A 21,236-nucleotide genomic window follows, 5' to 3' on the forward strand; every position below is an offset into this window, starting at 1 on the left:
GATCCTCGTCTCGGCACGGGTCCATGACGGTTGGATCATGCCCGTGGATGGCCGGATCACGCCGCGGGATCCCAGGGACAATCATCACGCGGTGGTCATCCTGAGATATAACCGCGAAGGCTTCATCATCCTGAACTCTTGGGGTGAGGACTGGGGAGGCTATCCGCTGCAGGCTCCCGACGGCCCAAGGGCATGGCGCTGTGGCGATATGCCGACTGGGCGAAATGCGTCGAGGACGGCTGGGTTCTGCGCCTTGTCGTTCCGGGGCAGGATGCCTTCTCGGACAGCGCCGGATCGCAGGGGCTGGCGCGCGATGCGGAAACGCCCGGCTCGACGCGCTGCCGGATGCTGCAGGGGCATTTCATCAATCTCGACGCGGGCCGCCTGCAGGACAGCGGCAGCTACCCGATCCCGGCTGCCGCCGTCGCCGCGACCGAGGTGGAGAGCCGGCTCAGGCATTTCGATCCGGCGGAGTTCCTGACGCTTGGCGGCAGCCATTTCGGCGGCGGCCCGGCGCATCGGCTGAACGCCCCGCCGCCCGAGACGCTCTGGCCGAATGTAGTGCCGACGGCCCGGCTGCTCGACGCCTTGCGCGAGAGCTTGGGCGTGCCCGTCACCATCAGCAGCGCCTTTCGCACGGCGGCCTATAACCGCGCGGCGGGCGGGGCCGCGAATTCATGGCATCCCCAGTTCATCGCCTGCGACATCACGGCGAATGGCGCCTCGCCCCGCGAGGTCGCCGATACCTTGGCCGAGATGCGCGGTCAGCGCCTCTTCCGGGGTGGCATCGGGCGCTATTCGAGCTTTACTCATGTCGGCACGTGCGGCGTCAACGCGGACTGGACCGGAGAAGGGAGGGATCCTCAGGGCCAAACGGAAACCACGGTCGAAACCGCCAGCCGGAAGCTCAGCGAGCTTGCCGCGACCATCCCGATCGACACGACGCGCCCCGGCGGACGCCCGCGCGCGACGGAGTCGGGCGATATCGGCGAAGCTGACGCCGCGGTCAATGGCGCGCAAATCCTCGCCCTTGACCACCGCCTCCCGGCTGAATTGCGCAGGGCCGTCCTCTACTCGACGCAATTCGCGCAGCACGCGGCGGATGCCGCCGCCGATCCGGTCGAGGACCACGAGGGCTGGCGGTTCATCCTGACCTTGGCACTGAGACCGTCGCCCGACCGGTCGTCGAGCAGCGCCTGACCGACGCTCCGAGCCAGATCCTCGCCTTCAAGCTGAGCACCAGCCGACGTGACCCGCGCTCCACGGGCCTTCATCGGGCGGTGGGTTCCGCCAGATCGCCCGGTTCGACCTCGGTTTTGCCGTGCCGCGCCTCGTCCACCGGGCTGCTCGGGGCGAGCTGGACCGGGCGCAGCATCACCGCCGCGAAGAACCCAATCGCCGCCGTGATCACAGCCGCAAGATAGACCCAGTCGAAAGCGCCGCGATAGGCCGCGGCCACCGCCTCGCGCGCCGCGGCAGGCAAAGCCGCCATCTGGTCGGGTGTTATCTGTATCTTGGCGCCCGTGCCTGCCGATTGCATCAGCCGGTCCGAGAGGATCGCGCCATAGACCGAGATGGCCAGCGCCGCGCCCCCCATGCGGGAGAGCGTCACCGCGCCGGTCGCCGCGCCGACATCCCGCGCCGGTGCGGCAATCTGGACCCCGATAATGGGCGATTGCTGGCCAAGGCCGATCGCCATGCCCTGCGCCAGCAGGATCGCGGCCACCGCCCAGAAGGGCACATGCAGCGGCAGCGCCGCCATCACGCAAAGGCAGAGCGCCGAGAAGAACAGCCCCAGCACCAGCCATGGCTTGTAGCGCCCCGTGCGCGAGATCAGCCGCCCCGCCGTCAGCGACCCGGCGGCGATGCCGCCAGTGATCGCGATGAAGAACAGCCCCGCCCGCGCCGGCGAAAGCCCAGTGGTCATCTGGAGGAACAGCGCGTGATAGTTCATCATGCCGATCCCGACACCGCCGCTGACAACGCTGACGATCATCAGGAGCGAGAAATTCCGGTCGCGGAACAGGGTCAGCGGGATGATCGGCTCGGGCGCGCGGCGCTCGATCCTGATCCAGAAGATCAGGGCCAGTGCCGAGACGAGGGGCAGCGCCAGTGCCGGCGCGGCCAGCGGCGATCCGAACAGGGACTGGCTGTCCGCCCAGAGGACGATGCCGGAAATCGCCACGGCCAGGGCTATGGCGCCCGGATAGTCGATCTTGGGCTGCCTCTCGGGCCGACGATAGGGCAGCAGGAAGATCAGCCCCGCCAGCGCGACAATGCCGATGGGCAGGTTGATCAGGAAGATCGAGCGCCAGCCCAGGAACTGGCTCATCGTGCCGCCAAGCATGGGGCCGATGGACCCGGAGGCCATGATCATCAGGCTGGAAAAGCTTTGATAGCGCGCCCGCTCACGCGGCTCGAACAGGTCGGCATTGATCGAGAAGATCGAGACCATGATCCCGCCGGCCCCCAGCCCCTGAAAGGCCCGCGCGGCAATCAGGCTCTCCATCGACCAGGCAAGCCCGCAGAGGACCGAGCCCAGCGTGAACAGCGCGACCGCGAAGATCATCACATATTTGCGCCCGAACAGGTCGCCCAGTTTGCCATAGACCGGCATGATCGCGCTCTGGCTCAGCAGATAGGCCGAGCCGATCCAGCTAAATCTCTCGATCGCACCAAATTCGCCTATGATGGTCGGCAGCGCCGTCGATACGATCTGGTGGTCCAGCGTCGCCATGAAGAGGCTGAGCATGAGAAAGCAGAAGATCACCAGCCGGCGGCGATGGGTCAGGCCGGACGGTCCGGCCAGGCTTGTTTCTTGCAAAGGCATTGGTGACGGAACCCGGTCTGGAACGCAAAGGCGATTGCGGGAGGAAGGATGCTCCCGTATATGTGCGAAAGGCAAATACATGTCAACAGCACATAAATTCGCAACAAAACGCTGGTGATCAGGGGAGGGGAGATGATGGACGAGGCATTGAGAGAGCTGGATATCGAACGGATCTCGGCCTCGATGGCGCGATTTCGCATGCTGATCGGGCGGCGGGTCATCGGCCGGCTCGCCTTGGCCAATGTCGCGCCCGCGCTGGAGATTTCCGATCTTGACGTGATCGCCCTCGTTCCCGACCGCCCGCGCTGCATCGAGGCCCCGGCCGAGGAGGTCTCGGTCGGCGACATTGCGCGGCAGTTGCGGATTGATCCGTCACGCGCGAGCCGGCTGGTCGCGCGTCTGGTCGAGCAGGGCTTCCTGGTGCGCACGGTCGCGCAGGCCGATGCCCGCCGCGCCGTTCTTCGACGCAGCCCGGCCGGCGACCGCATCTTCGCCGAGATCCGGCGCGTCAAGCTGGACCTGATCGGCGAGATCACGGCAGGCTGGACGAAAGACCGGCTCGCCCTGTTTGCCGATGGCTTCGAGGACTTCACCCTGGCTCTCGAGGAACGGGTCAGGAGCGAAAGGACAGACGAGCCGGGACTTGATCACCCGCCGCGGCGCGCCGGGTGAGACTGATGCGGAAAGGCGGTTAGCCGCGCTCGCGGGTCGCGAACATCGGCCCGCCGCGCCAGCGCGGGAAGCCGTAGCCGTGGATCTCGACCAGGTCGATATCGGCGGGACTTGCGGCAATGCCTTCCTCAAGGATCGCCTGCCCTTCCGCCGCCATCTCGGCAATCAGGAAGGCGGCAATCTCGGGCTCGGCCATGCCGGGATCGGTGGCGATCCTGTCGCCCAGCAATTCGGCGACGGCCACAGAAGGATACGCCCGGCGGTCGCCCGGCTGATAGTCATACCAGCCGCCGCCGGTCTTCTGGCCCTTGCGGCCCGCGCGGACAAGGATGTCGCCCAGCGTCTCGGGCACATCCTGCCCTGCCGCGCGGGCGCCCTCGCGCTGAAGGAAGGCGATGTCGAGCCCGCCCAGATCCTGCGCCTCGAACGGACCCATCGCCATGCCGTATCCGCGCATCGCCGCGTCGATCCGCGCGATCGGCACGCCCTTGCGCAGCAGCCCCTCGGCGCTTGCGCGATAGCGTTTCAGGATGCGGTTGCCGATGAAGCCCTCGCATATGCCCGATTGCACCGGGATCTTCTTCAGAAGGCGGCCCAGAGCAAATCCGGTCGCCAGCGTTTCCGGCGCGGTCTCGGGCGTCGGAACGATTTCGAGCAGCTTCATCACATTGGCCGGGCTGAAAAAATGCAAGCCGATAAAGCGATGCGGATTGGGCAACCCCTCGGCAATCGCGCGCGGGTCCAGATAGGAGGTGTTCGTCGCCAGAACCGCATCCGGGCGGCAGGCTTCGGCCAATTGGGCGAATACGGCGCGCTTGACGCCGATCTCCTCGAAGACCGCCTCGATCACCATGTCGGCATCGGCAAGCGTCGCGTAATCCGTCGCGCCGGTGACGCCGTCCTTCAGCGCCTCTGCGGCGTCAGGGGTCAGCTTCCCGCGCTTGACGCCGCCGTCAAAGACCTTCGCGACATTGGCAAGGCCGCGCTCGACCGCTTCGGCGTCGCGTTCGATCAGGGTGACGGGCAGCCCGGCGTCACGCAACGCCGCGATGATGCCCGCGCCCATCGTGCCACCGCCGATCACCGCGACCCGGCGCAAAGGCAGCGGCTCGACCCCGCGCAGGGTGGCGGGACGCGGCGCGGCGCGTTCGGCAAAGAACACGGTCCGCAGCGCCGCGGCCTGCTCGGTGCCGCGCAGGTCGAGGAAGGTCTCGCGCTCGAAGGCCATCGCCTCGTCGAAGCCCGTTTCGGCGGCCTTGCGCAGGCAGGCAAGCGCGCGAAGCGGCGCGGCCGAGCCCTTGGCGGCCTTCGCCACCGATTTTTCGGCATCGGCCCAGAAATCTGCGTCCGGCGCCTCGACCGGGCGGGCTGAAACTGGCGCCGGAAGCGGTTGCTTGATCGCGGCGCGCGCGAATGCAATGGCGCCCTCCAGCAGATCGCCTTCGACCAGTTGATCCAGCAGCCCGGCGGAAACCGCCTTGGGCGCGCGCATGGGCTTGCCCGAGGTCACCAGATCGACCGCAACCGCCATCCCGGCCAGACGCGGCGTCCTGACGGTGCCGCCCGCACCGGGAACGATGCCCAGCGTCACCTCGGGCAGGCCGATCACGGCGTCGGGCCGCGCCACGCGAAAGCGGCAGCCAAGCGCAACCTCGAACCCGCCGCCCAGAGCCGAGCCGTGGATCGCGGCGACCCAGGGCTTCGCCGCCGCCTCGATCCGCGCGACCAGATCGGGCAGATGCGGTTCAACCGGAGGCTTGCCGAACTCGGTCACATCCGCCCCGGCGATGAAGGTCCGCCCGGCACAGATCAGGACCACCGCCCGCACTTCGGGATCGGCGTCCAGCGCCGCCACCGCATCCCACAAGCCTTGCCGTAAAGCCTGCGACAAGGCGTTGACGGGCGGATTGTCCACGGTGACGGTTGCGATTTCCCCGTGGCGGGCGATGGTGACGACGGACATGTTCAGATCCCCAGATAGGCTTCGCGGATACGGGGATCGGCGATCAGCTCGGATGCCGGTCCCTCCATGGTAATGGTGCCGGTTTCCATGACATAGCCCCGGTCGGCGATTTTCAGAGCGCCGAAGGCATTCTGCTCGACCAGCAATACCGTGACGCCCAGCGACTTCAACCCGCTGACGACATCAAAGATCTGCTGGACAATGATCGGGGCCAGCCCCATCGACGGCTCGTCCAGAAGCAGGCAGGACGGCCGCCCCATCAGCGCCCGCGCCATGGCCAGCATCTGCTGCTGGCCGCCCGAGAGGCCCCCCGCGGCAAGGTTGCGCTTTTCGCGCAGGATCGGGAACATCTGGAAGGCGTCTTCCATGTCCTTCTCGACCCTGTCGTCCACATAGAGGAAGGCCCCAAGGCGCAGGTTCTCCTCAACCGTGAGGTTGGTGAAGATCTGCCGCCCCTCCGGCGATTGCGCCAGCCCGCGCGAGAGGCGCTTGTGGGCGGGCACCGTCGTCAGCGCCTCACCGCGAAAGGTGATCCGGCCTGCCGATACGGGCTGGACGCCCGAGAGGCAGCGCAGCAGCGTGGTCTTGCCCGCGCCATTCGCGCCGACCACGGTGACGATCTCGCCGCTGTCGACATGCAGATCGATGCCGTGCAGCACTTCGATCCGGCCATAGCGCGAGCGCAGGCCCTCAACCGTCAGCATGTGCAGCCTCCGTTCCCAGATAGGCGGCGATCACCGCCGGGTCGCGGCTGACCGTCTCCGGCGCGCCCTCGGCAATCTTCTCGCCATGGTCCAGCACGACGATATGGTTGGAAATGCGCATGACCATCTTCATGTCATGCTCGACCAGCAGGATGGCGACGCCCGATTTCGCGACCTCGGCGATCAGGTGGTCGATCTCCTCGGTCTCGACGGCATTGCAGCCTGCCGCCGGCTCGTCCAGCAGCAGGACCGAAGGGTTCATCGCCAGCGCCCGCGCGATCTCGAGCCGCTTCAGCGAGCCATAGGAGAGGTTCCCCGCCTCGCGGTCGGCGGCACGCTCCAGCCCGACGCGGACCAGCAACTCGCGCGCGCCGTCCTCGGCCAGACGCCCCCGCCGGCGCGAGGAAGGCAGGTTCAGCAGGTCGGAAAGGACCGGGCCGCGCTCCTGCAGGTGAAAGCCGGTCATGGCGTTTTCGAGCACCGTCATGTTCTGGAAGATCTGCAGGTTCTGGAAGGTCCGCGACATGCCCCTTTGCGCAAGGCGGTAAGGGGCCATGCCGGTCACGTCCTCGCCCTTCAGCCGGACCTTGCCCGATCCGGGCAGGTAAACGCCCGAGATCATGTTGAAAAGCGTGGTCTTGCCCGCGCCGTTCGGCCCGATGACCGAGACGATCTCGCCCGGTTCGACCGAGAAGGAGACATCATGCACGGCCCGCAAGCCGCCAAAGGCGATGCCGAGGCCGTCGATCTCAAGCAGTGTCATTCGCCCCTCCCCCGGAATTTGCGCAGGATCGAGGGCACCAGCCCTTCGCGCAGGAAGATCATCACCAGCATCATCACCAGACCCAGAATGAGCTGTTCATATTCGGCAAAGACCGTCAGCACCTGCGGCAGCAGCGTGAGGATACCCGCCCCGAGGATCGCGCCGGGAACCGAGCCGACGCCGCCAAGGACCGCCATCGTCACCATCTCGACCGAATGCATGAAGCCGGCGATGTCGGGGGTCACGAACTTGTTCTGAAGCGCCGTCAGCGAGCCCGCGACCGAGGCATAGACCGCCGAGATGACGAAGGCCTGAAGCTTGACCCGCGCGACGTCGATCCCGACCGTTCCGGCCGCGATCTCCGACCCGTGCAGCGCCCGGAGCGCCCGGCCCGTGGGGCTGTCATGCAGGTTCAGGGCAATCCATGCGCCGAGGATCAGGCAGATCCCGGTGAAGGCATACCAGAACTCGCCATTCGAGAGGTTGAGCCCCCAGTCCTTCAGGAGGCCGCGCAGGCCGAGATCCGCGACCTCGATCCCGTCCGGCCCCTTGGTCAGTTGCCGTTCGTTGTTCAGGATCATCGCGACCAGAATGCCGAAGCCCAGCGAGGCGACGCCGAGGTAATAGCCCTTAAGCCGCAGGATCGGCTTGCCGACCAGATAGGCGAGGACGGCCGAGACACCGGCCCCCAGCACCACCGCAAGCGCCGGATGAATGCCCAGATGAACGGGGGCCAGCGCGCAGGCATAGCCACCGATCCCGGCAAAGCCCGCATGACCCAGACTGATCTGCCCGGCATAGCCGGTCAGGATGACGATGCCGGTGACGGCCAGCCCATTGACGAAGATCAGCGCGCCGACCCGGAAGTAATAGCCCGAGGGAAAGAAGAACGGCGCCGCGGCGATCAGGGCCGCCATGATCAGCAGGGTCAGGTGTTTCTGGGAAATCCGCATGTCACACCCGATCCGTCGATTTGCGGCCGAAAAGGCCCTGCGGCATGAAGAACAGCACCGCGAGGATGACGACGAAGGCCGCCGCTTCCTTGTATTGCGACGAGAGATAACCCGCCGTCAGCGCCTCAAGCAGGCCCAGCAGCAACCCGCCGATGAACGCGCCCTTGGGATTGCCCATGCCCCCCAGCATCGCGCCGGCAAAGCCCTTGAGCGCAAGCGCCAGCCCCACGTCATAGGAGGTCATCGTGATCGGGGTGATCAGCACCCCGGCAAGGGCACCGATGCCTGCGGACAGCGCAAAGGAAAGCGTCATCACGAAATCGGTGTTGATGCCGACAAGCTGCGCGGCCAGCCGGTTGTTCGAGGTGGCAAGCACCGCCCGCCCCAGCAGCGTCCGGGTAAAGAACAGCCACAGGCCGACGAAAACCGCCGCCGCGCCCCCGATGGCCCAAAGGCTCTGCGACAGGATCGTCGCGCCAAGGACATGGATCGGGTCATCGCCGGAAAACGCCGGAAAGCTGTGGATCTGCTTGTCGAAGACCAGTTGCGCCGCCCCCCGGATGAAGATCGAGGCGCCGATGGTAATGATGATCAGCGACACGACCGGCGCCCCGCGCGCCGGCTCGATCGCGAGCTTGTTCAGGCAGACGCCAAGCGCCGCGGTCGCGGCAACCGCGACCAGCGCGGCAAGCGGGATCGGCAGGCCCGCCATATGGGCAAAGACCGTGATCATGCCGCCCAGCATGACGAATTCGCCCTGCGCGAAATTCACCACGCCCGACGCATTATAGATGAGGGTGAAGCCTAGCGCGACAAGCGCATAGACCGCACCCACGGTCAATCCCGAGAACAGGAACTGGAGAAACTCGGACATGCTGGGGTCCTAACTGAAGGGCTCCGGGCGGACGGCCCCTTTCGGGGCCGCCACGATCACTCGACGATGGTCCAGCCGCCGTCCTTGATCTCGAGCATGCGGAACGCGCTCAGGTCGAGACCCAGGTGGTTTTCCGGCGACATCGTGTAAATCCCGGTCGTGCCGGCAAGGCCCGAGGTCGCTTCGATGGCGTCGCGGATGGCGTCCGGCTCGGTGCTGCCGGCGGTGGTGATCGCGTTGACGAGCAGCGCGAAACCGTCATGGGCATAGCCGCCAAAGGTGCTGACGGGCATCTTGTATTTCGCCTCATAGGCGGCCTTATAGGCAGCGACCACGGGCTTTTGCGCATCGTCCTCGGCCAGCAGGTCGGCGACCAGCAGCGCGGTGCCGGGCAGGCGCACGCCCTCGGCCGCGTCCTTTCCGGCCAGCTCGATGAACCCGTCCGACGCGACGCCATGCGACTGATAAAGCGGCAGGTCGATCGCAAGCTGCTTGTAGTTGCGGGTGACGATCGAGGGGCCCTGCCCGAAGCCGGGGTTAAGCACCGCCTGCACGCCCGCGGCATTCTTGATCTTGGTCAGCTGCGCCGTCATGTCGGCGTCCTTCGGATCATAGGTCTCGTCCGCGACGATCTCGATCCCGTAATCGCCCACCACGTCCTTGCACTGGGCATGCATCGACGCACCGAACCCGTCGGTGCCCGAGATCAGCCCGACCTTGGTGATGCCGCGCTTCTGCATGTCCTCGAAGATCTTCTCGCAGGCCATGCGGTCGGTATGCGGGGTCTTGAAGGTATAGGGCCTGACCGGCTGGATGATGTCGATGGCGCCGGCGAGCGAGATGAACGGCACCTCGGCATCCTCGGCGACCGACAGGATGGACATGGAAGGGCCGGTGGTCGTTCCGCCGATGATCGCATGAACCTCGTCATCTTCTATCAGGCGGGTCGCGAAGGTGCGCGCCTTGTTCGCGTCGCCGCCGTCGTCATAGAGGACCAGCTTGACCTCCTCGCCATTGATGCCGCCCTTGGCGTTCAGCTCCTCGACCAGCATTTCCAGCGTCTTGGCCTCGGGATCGCCAAGGAATGCCGCCGGGCCGGTGGCCGAGACCGAGGCCCCGATGCGGATCTCGGCATGGGCGGTCGCGCCCAAGCCAAGCGCGATCAGCGCAGCCGGAACAGTCGTCGTCAGGATCTTTTTCATTGTATCTGTCTCCTCCCAGAGAACTTGAGATGTTTCAGGCCGCCACCGGACGGCGCCACATCACGCGCCGGAAACGACCGGCGACGAATGCGGTATCTGTCAGGCTGGCATTGCCGGCGGGGTTTGCTCCGGTGACATGAAAGTCGCTGAAGGCCGCCGATTGGTTGACGTAAATATTGCCGGTCAGGTTGATCGACAGGTTCACCCCGCTGCCGGCAAAAGCCCTGACGGCGCGCGCGATGCGGGCCTCGTCAAGATCGTAGAGCGCCGCTGTGATCGCGCCCTTCTGCTCTGCAAGCCCGGCCGCGCGGGCGATCCCCGCATCGGCATCGGCCACGGGCACGAGAAAGGCGATCGGGCCGAAGCATTCCGTCTCGCTCACAGGATCATTCTCGTCCACCGCCAGAAGCAGCGGCGTCGCGCTGCGCCCCTCGGGCAGCGCGGCGGTGTCGCGGACGATCCGTCCCACTGAACGCATCGCCTCCACCCGGCCCAGCGTTGCGGGATTGGCGATGGCGCCACAAACCCCGGCGGCACGCGCGGGATCCGACAGCAGCGCATCGATGGCGCCCGCGATGCCCGCCGCGACCTCGTCAAAGCCCTTCGGTCCCTGATCGGTGTCGATGCCGGATGCGGGGATATAGATGTTCTGCGGCGCCGTGCACATCTGCCCGGAATAGAGCGCCAGCGAAAAGGCGAGGTTCGCGCACATGCCCGCAAAGTCGTCGGTCGCGGCGATGGTGACGGTATTGACGCCCGCCTCCTCGCTGAACAGCGCAGCCTGCGTGGCATTGGCACGCAGCCAGTCGCCGAACGCGCCCGAGCCGGTATAGTCGATCAGCCTCACCGCCGGGTTCGTGGCCAGATCACACGTGATCTCGGCACCCGCCTGATCCACGGCAAGTAGGACGGCATCCGCCGGCAGCCCGGCCTCGGCAAAGACCTCGCGCAGGACGCGCACGCTCAGCGCAAGCGGCAGGATCGCTGCGGGATGCGGCTTCACGATGACCGGATTGCCGGTCGCAAGGCTCGCGAACATGCCGGAGTAGGAATTCCACGTCGGGAAGGTGTTGCAGCCGATCGCCAGCGAAATTCCCACCGGCATAATGGCCCAATGCTTTTCCAGCACGATCGGGGCGGCCTTGCCCTGCGGCTTTTCCCAGCGCGCCGATCCTGCAAAACGGGTCATCTCGGCCCAGGCCACCGCCACCGCCTCAAGCCCGCGATCCTGCGCATGGGGACCGCCGGCCTGAAACGCCATGGCGAAGGCCTGTCCCGTCGTATGCATGACAGCGTTCGCCATGGTGAAGCTCATGCGGTTCAGGCGCACCAATGCCTCGAGACAGGCCCCGACCCGATCCTCGGGACTGGCCGCGGCAAGTGCGGGCGCGGCCGCCTGCGCCGCGGCGATCAGCGTCGCCGCATCCGCCGAAGGATAGGTGATTCCCAGCGCCGGACCAAAGGGAGAGACTTCCTGCCCCAGCCGCCCGGTTTCGGGATGGCCCGGCATCGCGAAGGCGCTGTCGCAGAGCGCGGCGAATGCTGCTGCCCCATCGTCGCGCGCGGTTTCCCCATAGATCTTGCCGCTCGGCACCTCGGGAAAGGGCGTCCAGAACCCACGCGTTGACACCGCCTTTTCGGCGGCGTCCAGCATCGGCCGGTGTCGGTCGAAAAACCCTGACATGCGATCCCTCCCAAGATTCACATTATCATTGACCGGCCGGTCGGTTTATGCAACACAAATCTTCAAGGCGCCTCGAAAGACCGAGGCAGGGGGTTTTCAGACATGACAGACACGGTGCAAATCGCGCTGGCGGATGGCGTCCTGACGCTGACGCTCAACCGCCCGGAAAAACTCAATTCATTCAACGAGGAGATGCACCTCGCACTCCGTGCGGGATTCGAGCGTGCCGAGGCCGATTCGGCCGTGCGCGCCGTGCTGCTGACGGGTTCGGGGCGCGGCTTTTCGGCCGGTCAGGATCTTGGCGACCGCGATCCGCGCAAAGGCGGCCCGGCGCCCGATCTGGGCCATACGCTGGAAACCTTCTACAATCCGACCTTGCGGCTGATCCGCAATCTGCCGAAGCCGGTGGTCTGCGCCGTGAACGGCGTGGCCGCGGGTGCCGGGGCGAATATCGCCCTCGCCTGCGACATCGTGCTGGCGGCCCGGTCGGCGAAATTCATTCAGGCCTTCGCCAAGATCGGTCTGGTTCCCGATGCCGGCGGCTCATGGAGCCTCGCGCGGATCCTTGGTGAGCCGCGCGCCAAGGCGCTTGCCCTGACGGCCGAGCCGCTGAGCGCAGAGAAAGCCGCCGAATGGGGGCTGATCTGGAAGGTCGTCGATGACGCGGCGCTGATGGACGAGGCGCAGGCGCTTGCCGCCTCGCTCGCCGCCGGGCCGACACTGGGCCTTGGCCTCACCAAGAAGCTGATCCAGTCCGCCGCGACGAACAGCCTTGACGAGCAACTGGACCTCGAGCGCGACTGCCAGCGCCAGGCCGGGCGCAGCGCCGACTATGCCGAAGGCGTCACCGCCTTCCTCGAGAAGCGCAAGCCGGAGTTCAGCGGGAAATGAAGCCGGTCGCCGACATGACCCCGCAAGAACTGGCCGAAGCCTCGGCAAAGGCGATGTGGAACGACGATTCCGCCAGTCAGCGGCTGGGGATGAGCCTTGACCATATCGCGCCCGGCGAGGCGGATCTGACCATGACGATCACCGCCGACATGTCGAACGGCCATGGCAATTGTCACGGCGGCTACATGTTCACGCTGGCGGACAGCGCCTTCGCCTTCGCCTGCAACAGCTACAACCAGATGGTGGTGGCGCAGCAGTGCTCGATTACCTATCTCATCCCTGGCCGGATCGGAGACCGGCTGACCGCCCGCGCCCGCGAAGTCTCGCGCCGCGGACGTTCGGGGATCTATGACATTCGCCTCACCAACCAGCACGGCGAGCATGTGGCCGAGTTCCGCGGCCATTCGCGCACCGTCAAGGGCACCCACCTTCCGGTCGAGCCCTGACCGGACCGCATTTTTGCAGGGAGGATACCATGCAAGACCTGTCCCCGAAGACCGAAGGCCTCGACCCGATCGAAACCGCGTCACGCGACGAGATCGCCCAGCTCCAGTTCCAGCGTATGAAATGGGCGCTCAACCACGCCTATGACAATTCGCCCTTCTATCGCAAACGCTTCGACGAGCACGGGGCGCATCCCGACGACCTGAAGTCGCTGGCCGACATCGCGAAATTCCCCTTCACGGTCAAGCAGGATCTGCGCGACACCTATCCTTTCGGGATGTTCGCCACGCCGCGCGAAAATCTGGTGCGCATCCACGGCTCGTCCGGGACGACGGGCAAGCCGACCGTGGTTGGCTATACCGCGCGCGACATCGACACCTGGGCCAGCCTGATCGCCCGGTCGATCCGCGCGGCGGGCGGCCGGCGCGGCGACATCCTGCACAATGCCTATGGCTACGGGCTGTTCACCGGTGGCCTCGGCGCCCATTACGGGGCCGAGAAGCTGGGCTGCACCGTGGTTCCCATGTCGGGCGGCATGACCGAACGGCAGGTGACGCTGATCAACGACTTCAAGCCGCGCATCATCATGGTGACGCCCAGCTACATGCTGTCGATCCTTGACGAATTCCGACGCCAGGGCCTCGACCCGCGCGAAAGCTCTCTGGAGATCGGCATTTTCGGCGCCGAGCCCTGGACGAATGCCATGCGCGAGGAGATCGAGGAAGCCTTCAACATGCATGCGGTCGACATCTATGGCCTCAGCGAGATCATGGGACCGGGCGTCGCGCAGGAATGCGTCGAATCCAAGGACGGGCTCCATATCTGGGAGGATCACTTCTATCCCGAGATCATCGACCCGGTGACCGGTGACGTCCTTCCCGACGGCGAATTGGGCGAGCTGGTCTTTACCACGCTGACCAAGGAAGGCCTGCCGATGGTGCGCTACCGCACCCGCGACCTGACCCGCCTTCTGCCCGGCACCGCGCGTTCGATGCGCCGGATCGAGAAGATCACCGGCCGCAGCGACGACATGATCATCCTGCGCGGCGTCAATGTCTTCCCGACCCAGATCGAGGAGCAGATCCTGAAATGCAAAGGTCTCGCCCCGCATTTCCAGATCGAGTTGGCGCGCTCGGGCCGGATGGACAACATGACCGTCCATGTCGAATGCACGCCCGACATGTGCGAGGAATCCGCCCGCGCGCAGTCGGCGAAGGAACTGGCCCATCACATCAAAAGTGTGGTCGGCATCTCGACCCGCATCAATGTCGCCGATCCGAACGGCATTGCCCGCTCGGACGGTAAGGCCAAGCGCGTTCTGGACAATCGTCCGAAAGAATGATGCTGCATCGCGGCACATGACAGGCCGCGATGTTAACGCTAGAAGGACGGAGGTTCATACCTCCGTCTGGACACAGGATACGGACCCAACGAGGTCGAAAGGGATTTCATGGCTCGGACACGAGCAGTCGATTTCGATGAGAAACGGCGGGGCCTTCTGATCAGCGCCGCCGCGGTCTTTGCCGAGCAGGGCATGGAAAAAGCCTCGATGGCGCAGATCGCAGCGCATGGGCAGGTCTCCAAGGCGCTTCTCTACCATTACTACCCCAGCAAGGGCGAGTTGATCTTCGAGATCATCATCACCCATCTCGAGGAACTGGACGAGGCGATTGCCGCCGATGACGACCCCTCGCTGCCGCCGGAACAGCGGTTGCGCAAGCTGGTCGGGACCGTCCTCGAGGCCTATAAGGGCGCCGATGATCAGCACAAGGTGCAGCTGAACGCGACCTCGGCCCTGACCGATGAGCAGAAGGCCGATATCCTGGCCGTCGAAAAGCGCATCGTGCGCCAGTTCGCGGCCGTCCTGCGCCTGATCAGCCCTGAGCTGGACAAGCCCGAACGCCCCTTGCTGATGCCCGTCACCATGTCGCTTTTCGGCATGATGAACTGGGTCTACATGTGGTTCCGGGACGGTGGCCGTATCTCGCGCGAGGATTATGCAGACGTGGCGACGACCCTGATCCTCGAAGGGATCAAGGCCGTTCGCTGAAGCCAGCGCGCTCGAGCACCAAGGGATCATAGCGCGGGGCTTCGGCCCGGCGCCGGTCCGGCTCGGGCGCTGAAAGCGGCGCGGCCGGTTTCAGCTTGTCCCGCGCCTCGACCGCGAGTTGCTGGTAGACGCCAGTGCCCCGGCGCTTCCAGTCGATCTCCTCGGCGGAAAGCTCACGGATGACCTTGGCGGGAGAGCCGACGGCAAGGCTGTTTCTCGGGATCTGCGCGCCTGCCTTCACGAAGGCCATGGCCGCGACGATGGTATTCTCGCCGATCACCGCCTCGTCCATCACTACCGCATTCATGCCGACCATGGCGTTACGGCCGACATGGCAGCCGTGGAGCACCGCGCCGTGGCCGATATGGCCCAGTTCCTCGACCACGACATCCTTGCCGGGAAAGGAATGGATCACGCAGGTTTCCTGCACATTGCAGCCGGGCTTCAGGATGATCCGCCCGAAATCCCCCCGCAGGACGGCACCCGGCCCGACATAGACTGTCGGGCCGATGATCACGTCGCCGATCACCACCGCCTCGGGATGGACGAAGGCGGCGGGGTCGATCACCGGGACGATGCCGTCCCAGGCATAGACGCGGCTCATTCAGCCGCCTGCGCGACCGCGGGCCAGGTCTTGGCCACCATGGTCAGCACGTCATATTGCGCGACCGTCTCGCCCTTCTGGTTGGTCACGCGGCAATCCCAGCGCACCTCGCCATGTTCGGCATTGGCGCGGGGGTTGATCTCCTTGCAGGTCAGGCGAACCTGCAACGTATCCCCGAAATAGACCGGCGCCAGGAAGCGCATGTTGTCGACGCCGTAATTGGCAAGCACGGGACCGGGATTGGGCTCGACGAACAGCCCCGCCGCGAAGGAGGCGATCAGATAGCCATGCGCCACGCGATCCTCGAAGAACGGGTTCGCGCGGGCCGCTTCCGTGTCCATATGGGCATAGAAGGTGTCGCCGGTGAAATGCGCGAAATGCTCGACATCCTCCTGCGTGACTTCGCGGGCGGCGGTGACAAGCTGGTCGCCGATCCGCAATTCGGCCAGCGACTTGCGGAAGGGATGGATGCCCTCATTGGCATCCGCGCCCTCGATCCAGCGCCCGGTCACGGCCGAGAGGAGGCGCGGCGCACCCTGCACGGCAGTCCGCTGCATGTAATGCTTGACGCCGCGCATGCCGCCCATTTCCTCGCCGCCACCGGCACGGCCCGGACCGCCATGGACCAGCGCCGCAAGGGGCGAGCCATGCCCGGTCGACGACTTGGCCGAGGCGCGGTTGCCGATCAGAACGCGGCCGTGATAGGGCGCGACGCCGATCACCACCTCCTCGGCGACCTTCGGGTCGTCGGTGAAAACCGAGGAGACGAGCGACCCCTTGCCCAGCTGCGCAAGGCTCACCGCCTCGGCCAGATCCTCATAGGGCATCACGGTCGAAACCGGGCCAAAGGCCTCGACCTCATGCACCGCATTCGCCGCGAAGGGTTTATCCGCGTAAAGCAGGACCGGATTCAGGAAGGCGCCACGCTCGGCATCACCCGAGGCAAGGCGCACCGCATCGGGGTCGCCCGCGACGATCTCGGCCACGGATTGCAGCTCGCGGATGCGGTCGCGAACCTCGTCACGCTGGTCGAGGCTTGCGAGCGGACCCATGCGCGTCCCCTCCTCGCCCGGCAGGCCGAGGGTGGTTTTTTCCAGCCGCTCGCGCAGCGCCGCGACCAGCGCATCGACCTGCGCGCGCGGCGCGATGACGCGGCGGATGGCGGTGCATTTCTGCCCGGCCTTCGCCGTCATTTCGCGCGCGACTTCTTTCACGAACAGGTCGAATTCCGGCGTGCCCGCCACCGCGTCGGGGCCAAGGATCGAGGCGTTGAGGCTGTCCGCCTCCATGGTGAAGCGCACCGAGTTCGCCACAATGGTGGGATGGGACTTCAGCTTGCGCCCGGTCCATGCCGAGCCGGTGAAGGTCACGGCATCCTGTCCGGTCACATGGTCCAAGAGATCCCCGACCGAACCGCAGATCAGTTGCAGCGCGCCTTCGGGCAGGATCGCGATCTCGATGATGCGCCGCACCATCAACTCGGTCAGATAGGCGGTCTGCGAGGCGGGTTTCACCACGCAGGGCACACCGGCCAGAAGGGTCGGCGCGATCTTTTCCAGCATCCCCCAGATCGGGAAGTTATAGGCGTTGATATGGACCGCGACCCCTTGCAAGGGCGTCAGGATGTGCTGGGCGCTGAAGCTTGCGTCCTTCGACAGCGGCTCGACCTCGCCATCGGTCAGGACGCGGGTATTGGGAAGCTCGCGCCGCCCCTTCGAGGCGAAGGTCAGCATCGTTCCGATCCCGCCCTCGATATCGACCCAGCCATCGCTGCGCGTGGCGCCGGTATGCAGGCTCTCGGCGTAGAATTCTTCCTTCATGCCCATCAGCGCCTGCCCCAGCGCCTTGAGCATGGCCGCCCGCTCATGGAAGGACATGGCGCGCAGCTTCGGCCCGGCCATTTCCCGGCCATGGGCCAATGTGGCGGCGAAGTCGATCCCGGTCGAGTCGATCAGCGCGACCGGCGCGCCGGTCGCAGCGTCCAGAAGGGTCTGGCCGTCCTTGTCGCCGGGGGTCCAGCGGCCGCAGACATAGCTTTCAAGCCGGCGCGGAGTGGTCATGGTCTTATCCTCGATCAGTTCGTTTCCGGGGGACATGCCCCTCAAAGGCCGAGCGCGGCCAGATTTTCAGTCACAAGCGCCTGCCAGCGGGCAAACAGGGTTTCATTCGGGCTATGGCGCAGGCCAAAGCGCCTGAGCATGTCATAGCGGGCCGAAGCGAGGCTGCCGAACCCGTCGGCAACCCGGCCGCGCCAATAGTCGATCGAGGCGCGGGCTTCCTCGCGCCCCTCGTCCGATGCGACGATGCGGCCAAGCCCCTCGAGGCCCAGTTCCGCATGGCGCGCCTCGCGCGGGGCGATCTCGCGGAAAACCTCGGCCAGCGGCGCATAGGAAACCCGCGTCAGTTCGGTCATCTGCACCCCGGTCGCGAGGCCCTGAAGCACGTTCAGCACCACCGCATCGGTCCAGCCGGAGATCGGATAATGCAGGACCGAAAGGCGCATGTCGCCGGGCAGGCGCGTCGCGCCCAGATCCTCGTCGCGCGCGACGCGGGCCACCCAGTCATGGCTGGTCTGATAGCGCGCGACATCGGTGCCGAACTGCCCCATCACGTCAAGAACGCGTCCGGCGTGATCAGCCTTTTCCAGAGTGATCCGGCTGGCGGCGATCCGTTCCTTGATGCCCGGCGCATAGTTGATCGAGGCAGCAAAGCCGGCCGAGGCCGCAAGCTCGCTGTCAACAAAGCTCGACATCAGGCGCAAAAGCTCGCCGCGATAGCGGGCGGGCACGTTTTCCGGCGCGGTCAGCACGCCGCCCTGTGCGAGATATTCCTCGATATTCATGGTATCGGTCATGGCTCCCCCCTGCCCCGGTCACTCGTCATAGGTCACGACCACGCGGTCGCTCAGCGGATAGGCCTGGCAGCTCAGCACATAGCCGGCGCGGACCTCGTAATCCTCGAGCGCGTGGTTCACTGCCATCTCGACCTCGCCCTCGATCACCTTGCAACGGCAGGTCGAGCAGACCCCGGCCTTGCAGGAATAGGGCGCGTCCATGTTGTTCGAGATCGCGGCATCAAGGATCGTCTCGCCCTGCCGCGCCATCGAGAAGCTGCGCGTGGCCCCGTCCAGCGTGACGGTGGCCTCGGTCCCCGCGCCCGGCGCGATCGCATCGCGCGACACCGCGCGGGCCTTTGCCTTGCCGGGCTGGCTGCTCGCGAACAGTTCGAACTTGATCTGCCCGTCGGTCAGCCCATGCTCCTTCAGCGAGGCGGCGATGGCCAGCATCATCGGCTCGGGGCCGCAGATGAAGGCCGTGTCCACCGCCTTCGGGTCGATCCAGTGCTGGAACAGCGCCGTCATCTTCTCCGCATCGATGCGCCCGGTGAACAGGTCGATCTCCTGACCCTCCTGCTCAAGCACATGGATGACCGAGAAGCGGCCCAGATATTGGTTCTTCAGATCCTCAAGCTCCTCGCGGAACATGATCGTGTTGATCTGGCGGTTGGCATAGACCAGCGTGAACTGCGAATGCGGCTCGCGCGCCAGAACGGTCTTGATGATCGACAGGACCGGCGTGATGCCCGAACCCCCGGCAAAGCCCAGATATTGCCTCTCGGCCCCGGCCTCGATCGCGGTGAAGAACTTGCCCATCGGAGGCATCGCGTCGATCTCGTCGCCGGGGGCAAGGTTCTCGTTCGCCCAGGTCGAGAAGGCGCCGCCATCGACGCGCTTGATCCCGACCTTCAGGCAGCCCTCGTCCAGACCGGCGCAGATCGAATAGCTGCGGCGCAGCTCCTCGCCGTCGAAATCGCGGCGAAGCGTCAGGTATTGGCCTTGGGTAAAGTCGAAAAGGGCGCGGTCCTCGTCGCGCGGGGCCAATGTCACGACCACGGCATCGCGGGTTTCGCGGCGCACATCGGTGACCTTCAGCGGATGGAAGCGTGCCATGGGGGTATCCTTCCTGAAACGGGATGCATTCTCAGATGCATTTGAAATAGTCGAACGGTTCCAGACAGTCGTTGCAGCGATAGCTGGCCTTGCAGGGGGTCGAGCCGAACTGGCTGATCTTCTCGGTCTTGGTCGAGCCGCAGCGCGGGCAGGCGATCACCAGATTGGACGATCCCGCCAGCCGCGCGATCCGCCCGGCAAGGCGGCCATCGGCGGCGGTGCCGTCAATCGGCGGCGCGATGCCATAGGCGCGCAGCTTCTCGCGCCCCGCTTCGGTGATCCAGTCGGTCGTCCAGGGCGGCGAAAGCTGGCGCTCGAGCCGCAGCTTCTCGATCCCGTGGCCGCGCAGGGCGGTCTCGATGTCGAGGTTGATGATGCTGGTCGCGGGGCAGCCCGAATAGGTCGGCGTGACGGTGACGACCAGCGTGTCATCGGCCCAGGCGACATCGCGGATGATGCCCAGATCGGTCAGGCTGATGACCGGGATCTCGGGGTCTGGGACCTGCGAGAGCCAGTCCCAGACCTGATCCGTACCGGGATGGGGCGCGGCGGTCATGGCGCTTACCAGGTTGCGCCCGGATAGGCGCGCTGCAGGAACTGCATCTCGGCCAGCAGAAAGCCCAGATGCTCGGAATGGACGCACTGCTTGCCGCCCTTGTGCTGCCAGGCCTGCCCCGGATGGGCAAGCGTCGCCTCGGCCAGCACCGCCGCGACGGTGTCGTCCCATGCCGCCTTCAGCGTCGAGGGCAAGGGCGCGATCCCCGCATCGGCCATGGCCTGATCGGTCGCGTCGTCAACGAACATCTCGCCGCTATAGGGCCAGAGCGATTTCAGCGCGTTCTCCATCCGCGCATGGCTTTCGGCCGAGCCATCGCCCAGACGGATCACCAGATCGGCCGAACGTTCGAGGTGATAGGCCACCTCTTTCTCGGCCTTGGCCGCGATCTCGGCCACGCGGCTGTCGGTCGAACCCTTCAGCGCCCGCAGAAGCTCGATATGATAGGCGTCGAACAGGAATTGCCGCATCAGGGTGTGGGCGAAATCGCCATTCGGACGCTCGACCAGCAGCAGGTTGCGGAACGCGCCCGCATCGCGCAGGAAGGCCAGATCATCGGCGCTGCGGCCCTTGCCCTCGACCTCGGCGGCAAGGCCCAGCCAAAGCTGGCATTGCCCGATCAGGTCCAGCGCCTGGTTCGCCAGCGCGATATCCTCCTCCAGCGCGGGCGAGTGCCCGCACCATTCCGAGACGCGGTGGCCGAGGATCAGCGCATTGTCCCCGACCCGCTGCAACCATTCCGCGAAAGCGGTCCGGTCGATGGTTTCAGCCCCGGCCATCACATATGCCCCACTTCATCCGGGATGTCGAAGAAGGTCGGGTGGCGATAGACCTTGGAGTTTGCCGGCTCGAACAGCGGGCCTTTCTCCGAGGGCGACGAGGCGGTGATGTCATTCGACCGCACGACCCAGATCGAGACGCCCTCGTTGCGACGGGTATAGACGTCGCGGGCATTGCGGATCGCCATTTCGGCGTCGGGCGCGTGCAGGCTGCCGACATGGCGGTGGTTCAGGCCGTGCTGACCACGGATGAAAACTTCCCAGAGCGGCCATTCGCTGGACATGGGCTTCCTCCCCAAAAACTGGACGGGTGGCAAA

21 protein-coding genes are annotated in these 21,236 nt (G+C 65.9%); 6 read left to right on the plus strand and 15 right to left on the minus strand.

The genetic code is table 11. The annotated features are described in order from the left end of the window. Window positions 1–192: 192 nt before the first annotated feature. Window positions 193–1,200 (plus strand): D-Ala-D-Ala carboxypeptidase family metallohydrolase, encoded by a 1,008-nt coding sequence (locus tag VNQ78_RS16865; protein WP_325691920.1) that lies wholly within the window; start codon window positions 193–195, stop codon window positions 1,198–1,200. 70 nt (window positions 1,201–1,270) lie between these two features. Here VNQ78_RS16865 and VNQ78_RS16870 read toward each other — a convergent pair whose 3' ends face one another. Next, the gene (locus tag VNQ78_RS16870) at window positions 1,271–2,830 is read right to left on the minus strand and encodes an MDR family MFS transporter (RefSeq protein ID WP_325691922.1); all 1,560 of its coding nucleotides are present in this window, start codon (window positions 2,828–2,830) and stop codon (window positions 1,271–1,273) included. A gap of 135 nt (window positions 2,831–2,965) precedes the next feature. On the opposite strand from VNQ78_RS16870, the gene VNQ78_RS16875 reads away from it, so the two are divergent. After that, entirely contained in the window at window positions 2,966–3,502 is a 537-nt protein-coding gene (locus VNQ78_RS16875; RefSeq protein ID WP_325691924.1) for a MarR family winged helix-turn-helix transcriptional regulator, read from the plus strand. Window positions 3,503–3,521: 19 nt separating this feature from the next. Here the strand turns inward: VNQ78_RS16875 and VNQ78_RS16880 are convergent, their stop codons facing one another. From VNQ78_RS16880 to paaN, 7 genes are read right to left on the minus strand one after another with little or no spacing between them, the layout of a single operon-like run. Then, window positions 3,522–5,465, minus strand: coding sequence for a 3-hydroxyacyl-CoA dehydrogenase NAD-binding domain-containing protein (locus VNQ78_RS16880; RefSeq protein ID WP_325691926.1), 1,944 nt, complete (start codon window positions 5,463–5,465; stop codon window positions 3,522–3,524). Between the two features lie 2 nt (window positions 5,466–5,467). Next, window positions 5,468–6,169, minus strand: coding sequence for an ABC transporter ATP-binding protein (locus VNQ78_RS16885; RefSeq protein WP_325691928.1), 702 nt, complete (start codon window positions 6,167–6,169; stop codon window positions 5,468–5,470). Then, a complete protein-coding gene (locus VNQ78_RS16890; protein ID WP_325691930.1) occupies window positions 6,156–6,932 on the minus strand; it encodes an ABC transporter ATP-binding protein in 777 nt (258 codons plus the stop codon). Before VNQ78_RS16890 ends, VNQ78_RS16885 begins: the two co-directional genes overlap by 14 nt. After that, on the minus strand, window positions 6,929–7,885 hold the full coding sequence (locus tag VNQ78_RS16895) for a branched-chain amino acid ABC transporter permease (protein WP_325691932.1): 957 nt from the start codon (window positions 7,883–7,885) through the stop codon (window positions 6,929–6,931). The genes VNQ78_RS16890 and VNQ78_RS16895 overlap by 4 nt, the downstream gene beginning before the upstream one ends. Before the next feature lies 1 nt (window position 7,886). Continuing rightward, on the minus strand, window positions 7,887–8,759 hold the full coding sequence (locus VNQ78_RS16900) for a branched-chain amino acid ABC transporter permease (protein WP_325691934.1): 873 nt from the start codon (window positions 8,757–8,759) through the stop codon (window positions 7,887–7,889). Between the two features lie 56 nt (window positions 8,760–8,815). Further along, window positions 8,816–9,961, minus strand: a complete 1,146-nt coding sequence (locus VNQ78_RS16905; protein WP_325691936.1) for an ABC transporter substrate-binding protein — start codon at window positions 9,959–9,961, stop codon at window positions 8,816–8,818. A gap of 34 nt (window positions 9,962–9,995) precedes the next feature. Then, window positions 9,996–11,645 carry a phenylacetic acid degradation protein PaaN gene (gene paaN, locus VNQ78_RS16910; RefSeq protein WP_325691938.1) on the minus strand — a complete coding sequence of 550 codons (1,650 nt, stop codon included), beginning with the start codon at window positions 11,643–11,645 and terminating at the stop codon, window positions 9,996–9,998. Window positions 11,646–11,747: 102 nt separating this feature from the next. Here paaN and paaG point away from each other — a divergent pair, with 102 nt between their 5' ends. The 4 genes from paaG (at window position 11,748) to VNQ78_RS16930 (ending at window position 15,030) form a co-directional block, all read left to right on the plus strand. Further along, on the plus strand, window positions 11,748–12,536 hold the full coding sequence (gene paaG, locus VNQ78_RS16915; protein ID WP_325691940.1) for a 2-(1,2-epoxy-1,2-dihydrophenyl)acetyl-CoA isomerase PaaG: 789 nt from the start codon (window positions 11,748–11,750) through the stop codon (window positions 12,534–12,536). A gap of 14 nt (window positions 12,537–12,550) precedes the next feature. After that, the gene (paaI, locus tag VNQ78_RS16920) at window positions 12,551–12,982 is read left to right on the plus strand and encodes a hydroxyphenylacetyl-CoA thioesterase PaaI (protein ID WP_325691985.1); all 432 of its coding nucleotides are present in this window, start codon (window positions 12,551–12,553) and stop codon (window positions 12,980–12,982) included. A gap of 29 nt (window positions 12,983–13,011) precedes the next feature. After that, on the plus strand, window positions 13,012–14,322 hold the full coding sequence (gene paaK, locus VNQ78_RS16925; protein ID WP_325691942.1) for a phenylacetate--CoA ligase PaaK: 1,311 nt from the start codon (window positions 13,012–13,014) through the stop codon (window positions 14,320–14,322). 108 nt (window positions 14,323–14,430) lie between these two features. Next, window positions 14,431–15,030 carry a TetR/AcrR family transcriptional regulator gene (locus VNQ78_RS16930; RefSeq protein ID WP_325691944.1) on the plus strand — a complete coding sequence of 200 codons (600 nt, stop codon included), beginning with the start codon at window positions 14,431–14,433 and terminating at the stop codon, window positions 15,028–15,030. Here the strand turns inward: VNQ78_RS16930 and VNQ78_RS16935 are convergent. From VNQ78_RS16935 to paaB, 7 genes are read right to left on the minus strand one after another with little or no spacing between them, the layout of a single operon-like run. Next, complete coding sequence (locus VNQ78_RS16935) at window positions 15,014–15,634, minus strand: transferase hexapeptide repeat family protein (RefSeq protein ID WP_325691946.1); 621 nt, start codon at window positions 15,632–15,634, stop codon at window positions 15,014–15,016. The two genes, VNQ78_RS16930 and VNQ78_RS16935, sit on opposite strands and share 17 nt — an antisense overlap. Next, the gene (paaZ, locus tag VNQ78_RS16940) at window positions 15,631–17,694 is read right to left on the minus strand and encodes a phenylacetic acid degradation bifunctional protein PaaZ (RefSeq protein WP_325691948.1); all 2,064 of its coding nucleotides are present in this window, start codon (window positions 17,692–17,694) and stop codon (window positions 15,631–15,633) included. Before paaZ ends, VNQ78_RS16935 begins: the two co-directional genes overlap by 4 nt. Before the next feature lie 41 nt (window positions 17,695–17,735). Then, window positions 17,736–18,488: a Phenylacetic acid catabolic protein gene (locus VNQ78_RS16945; RefSeq protein WP_325691950.1), complete on the minus strand. Its 753-nt coding sequence runs from the start codon at window positions 18,486–18,488 to the stop codon at window positions 17,736–17,738. A gap of 18 nt (window positions 18,489–18,506) precedes the next feature. Next, window positions 18,507–19,583 carry a 1,2-phenylacetyl-CoA epoxidase subunit PaaE gene (gene paaE / locus VNQ78_RS16950; protein ID WP_325691952.1) on the minus strand — a complete coding sequence of 359 codons (1,077 nt, stop codon included), beginning with the start codon at window positions 19,581–19,583 and terminating at the stop codon, window positions 18,507–18,509. A gap of 31 nt (window positions 19,584–19,614) precedes the next feature. Beyond that, window positions 19,615–20,139 carry a 1,2-phenylacetyl-CoA epoxidase subunit PaaD gene (gene paaD / locus VNQ78_RS16955; protein WP_325691954.1) on the minus strand — a complete coding sequence of 175 codons (525 nt, stop codon included), beginning with the start codon at window positions 20,137–20,139 and terminating at the stop codon, window positions 19,615–19,617. Window positions 20,140–20,144: 5 nt separating this feature from the next. Next, complete coding sequence (gene paaC, locus VNQ78_RS16960) at window positions 20,145–20,918, minus strand: 1,2-phenylacetyl-CoA epoxidase subunit PaaC (RefSeq protein WP_325691956.1); 774 nt, start codon at window positions 20,916–20,918, stop codon at window positions 20,145–20,147. Further along, a complete protein-coding gene (paaB, locus tag VNQ78_RS16965) occupies window positions 20,918–21,202 on the minus strand; it encodes a 1,2-phenylacetyl-CoA epoxidase subunit PaaB (RefSeq protein WP_325691958.1) in 285 nt (94 codons plus the stop codon). The genes paaC and paaB overlap by 1 nt, the downstream gene beginning before the upstream one ends. Between the last annotated feature and the right edge of the window lie 34 nt (window positions 21,203–21,236).

Origin of the sequence: Paracoccus sp. (in: a-proteobacteria), from assembly GCF_035556475.1 — a bacterium.
Classification (GTDB): Bacteria; Pseudomonadota; Alphaproteobacteria; order Rhodobacterales; family Rhodobacteraceae; genus Paracoccus.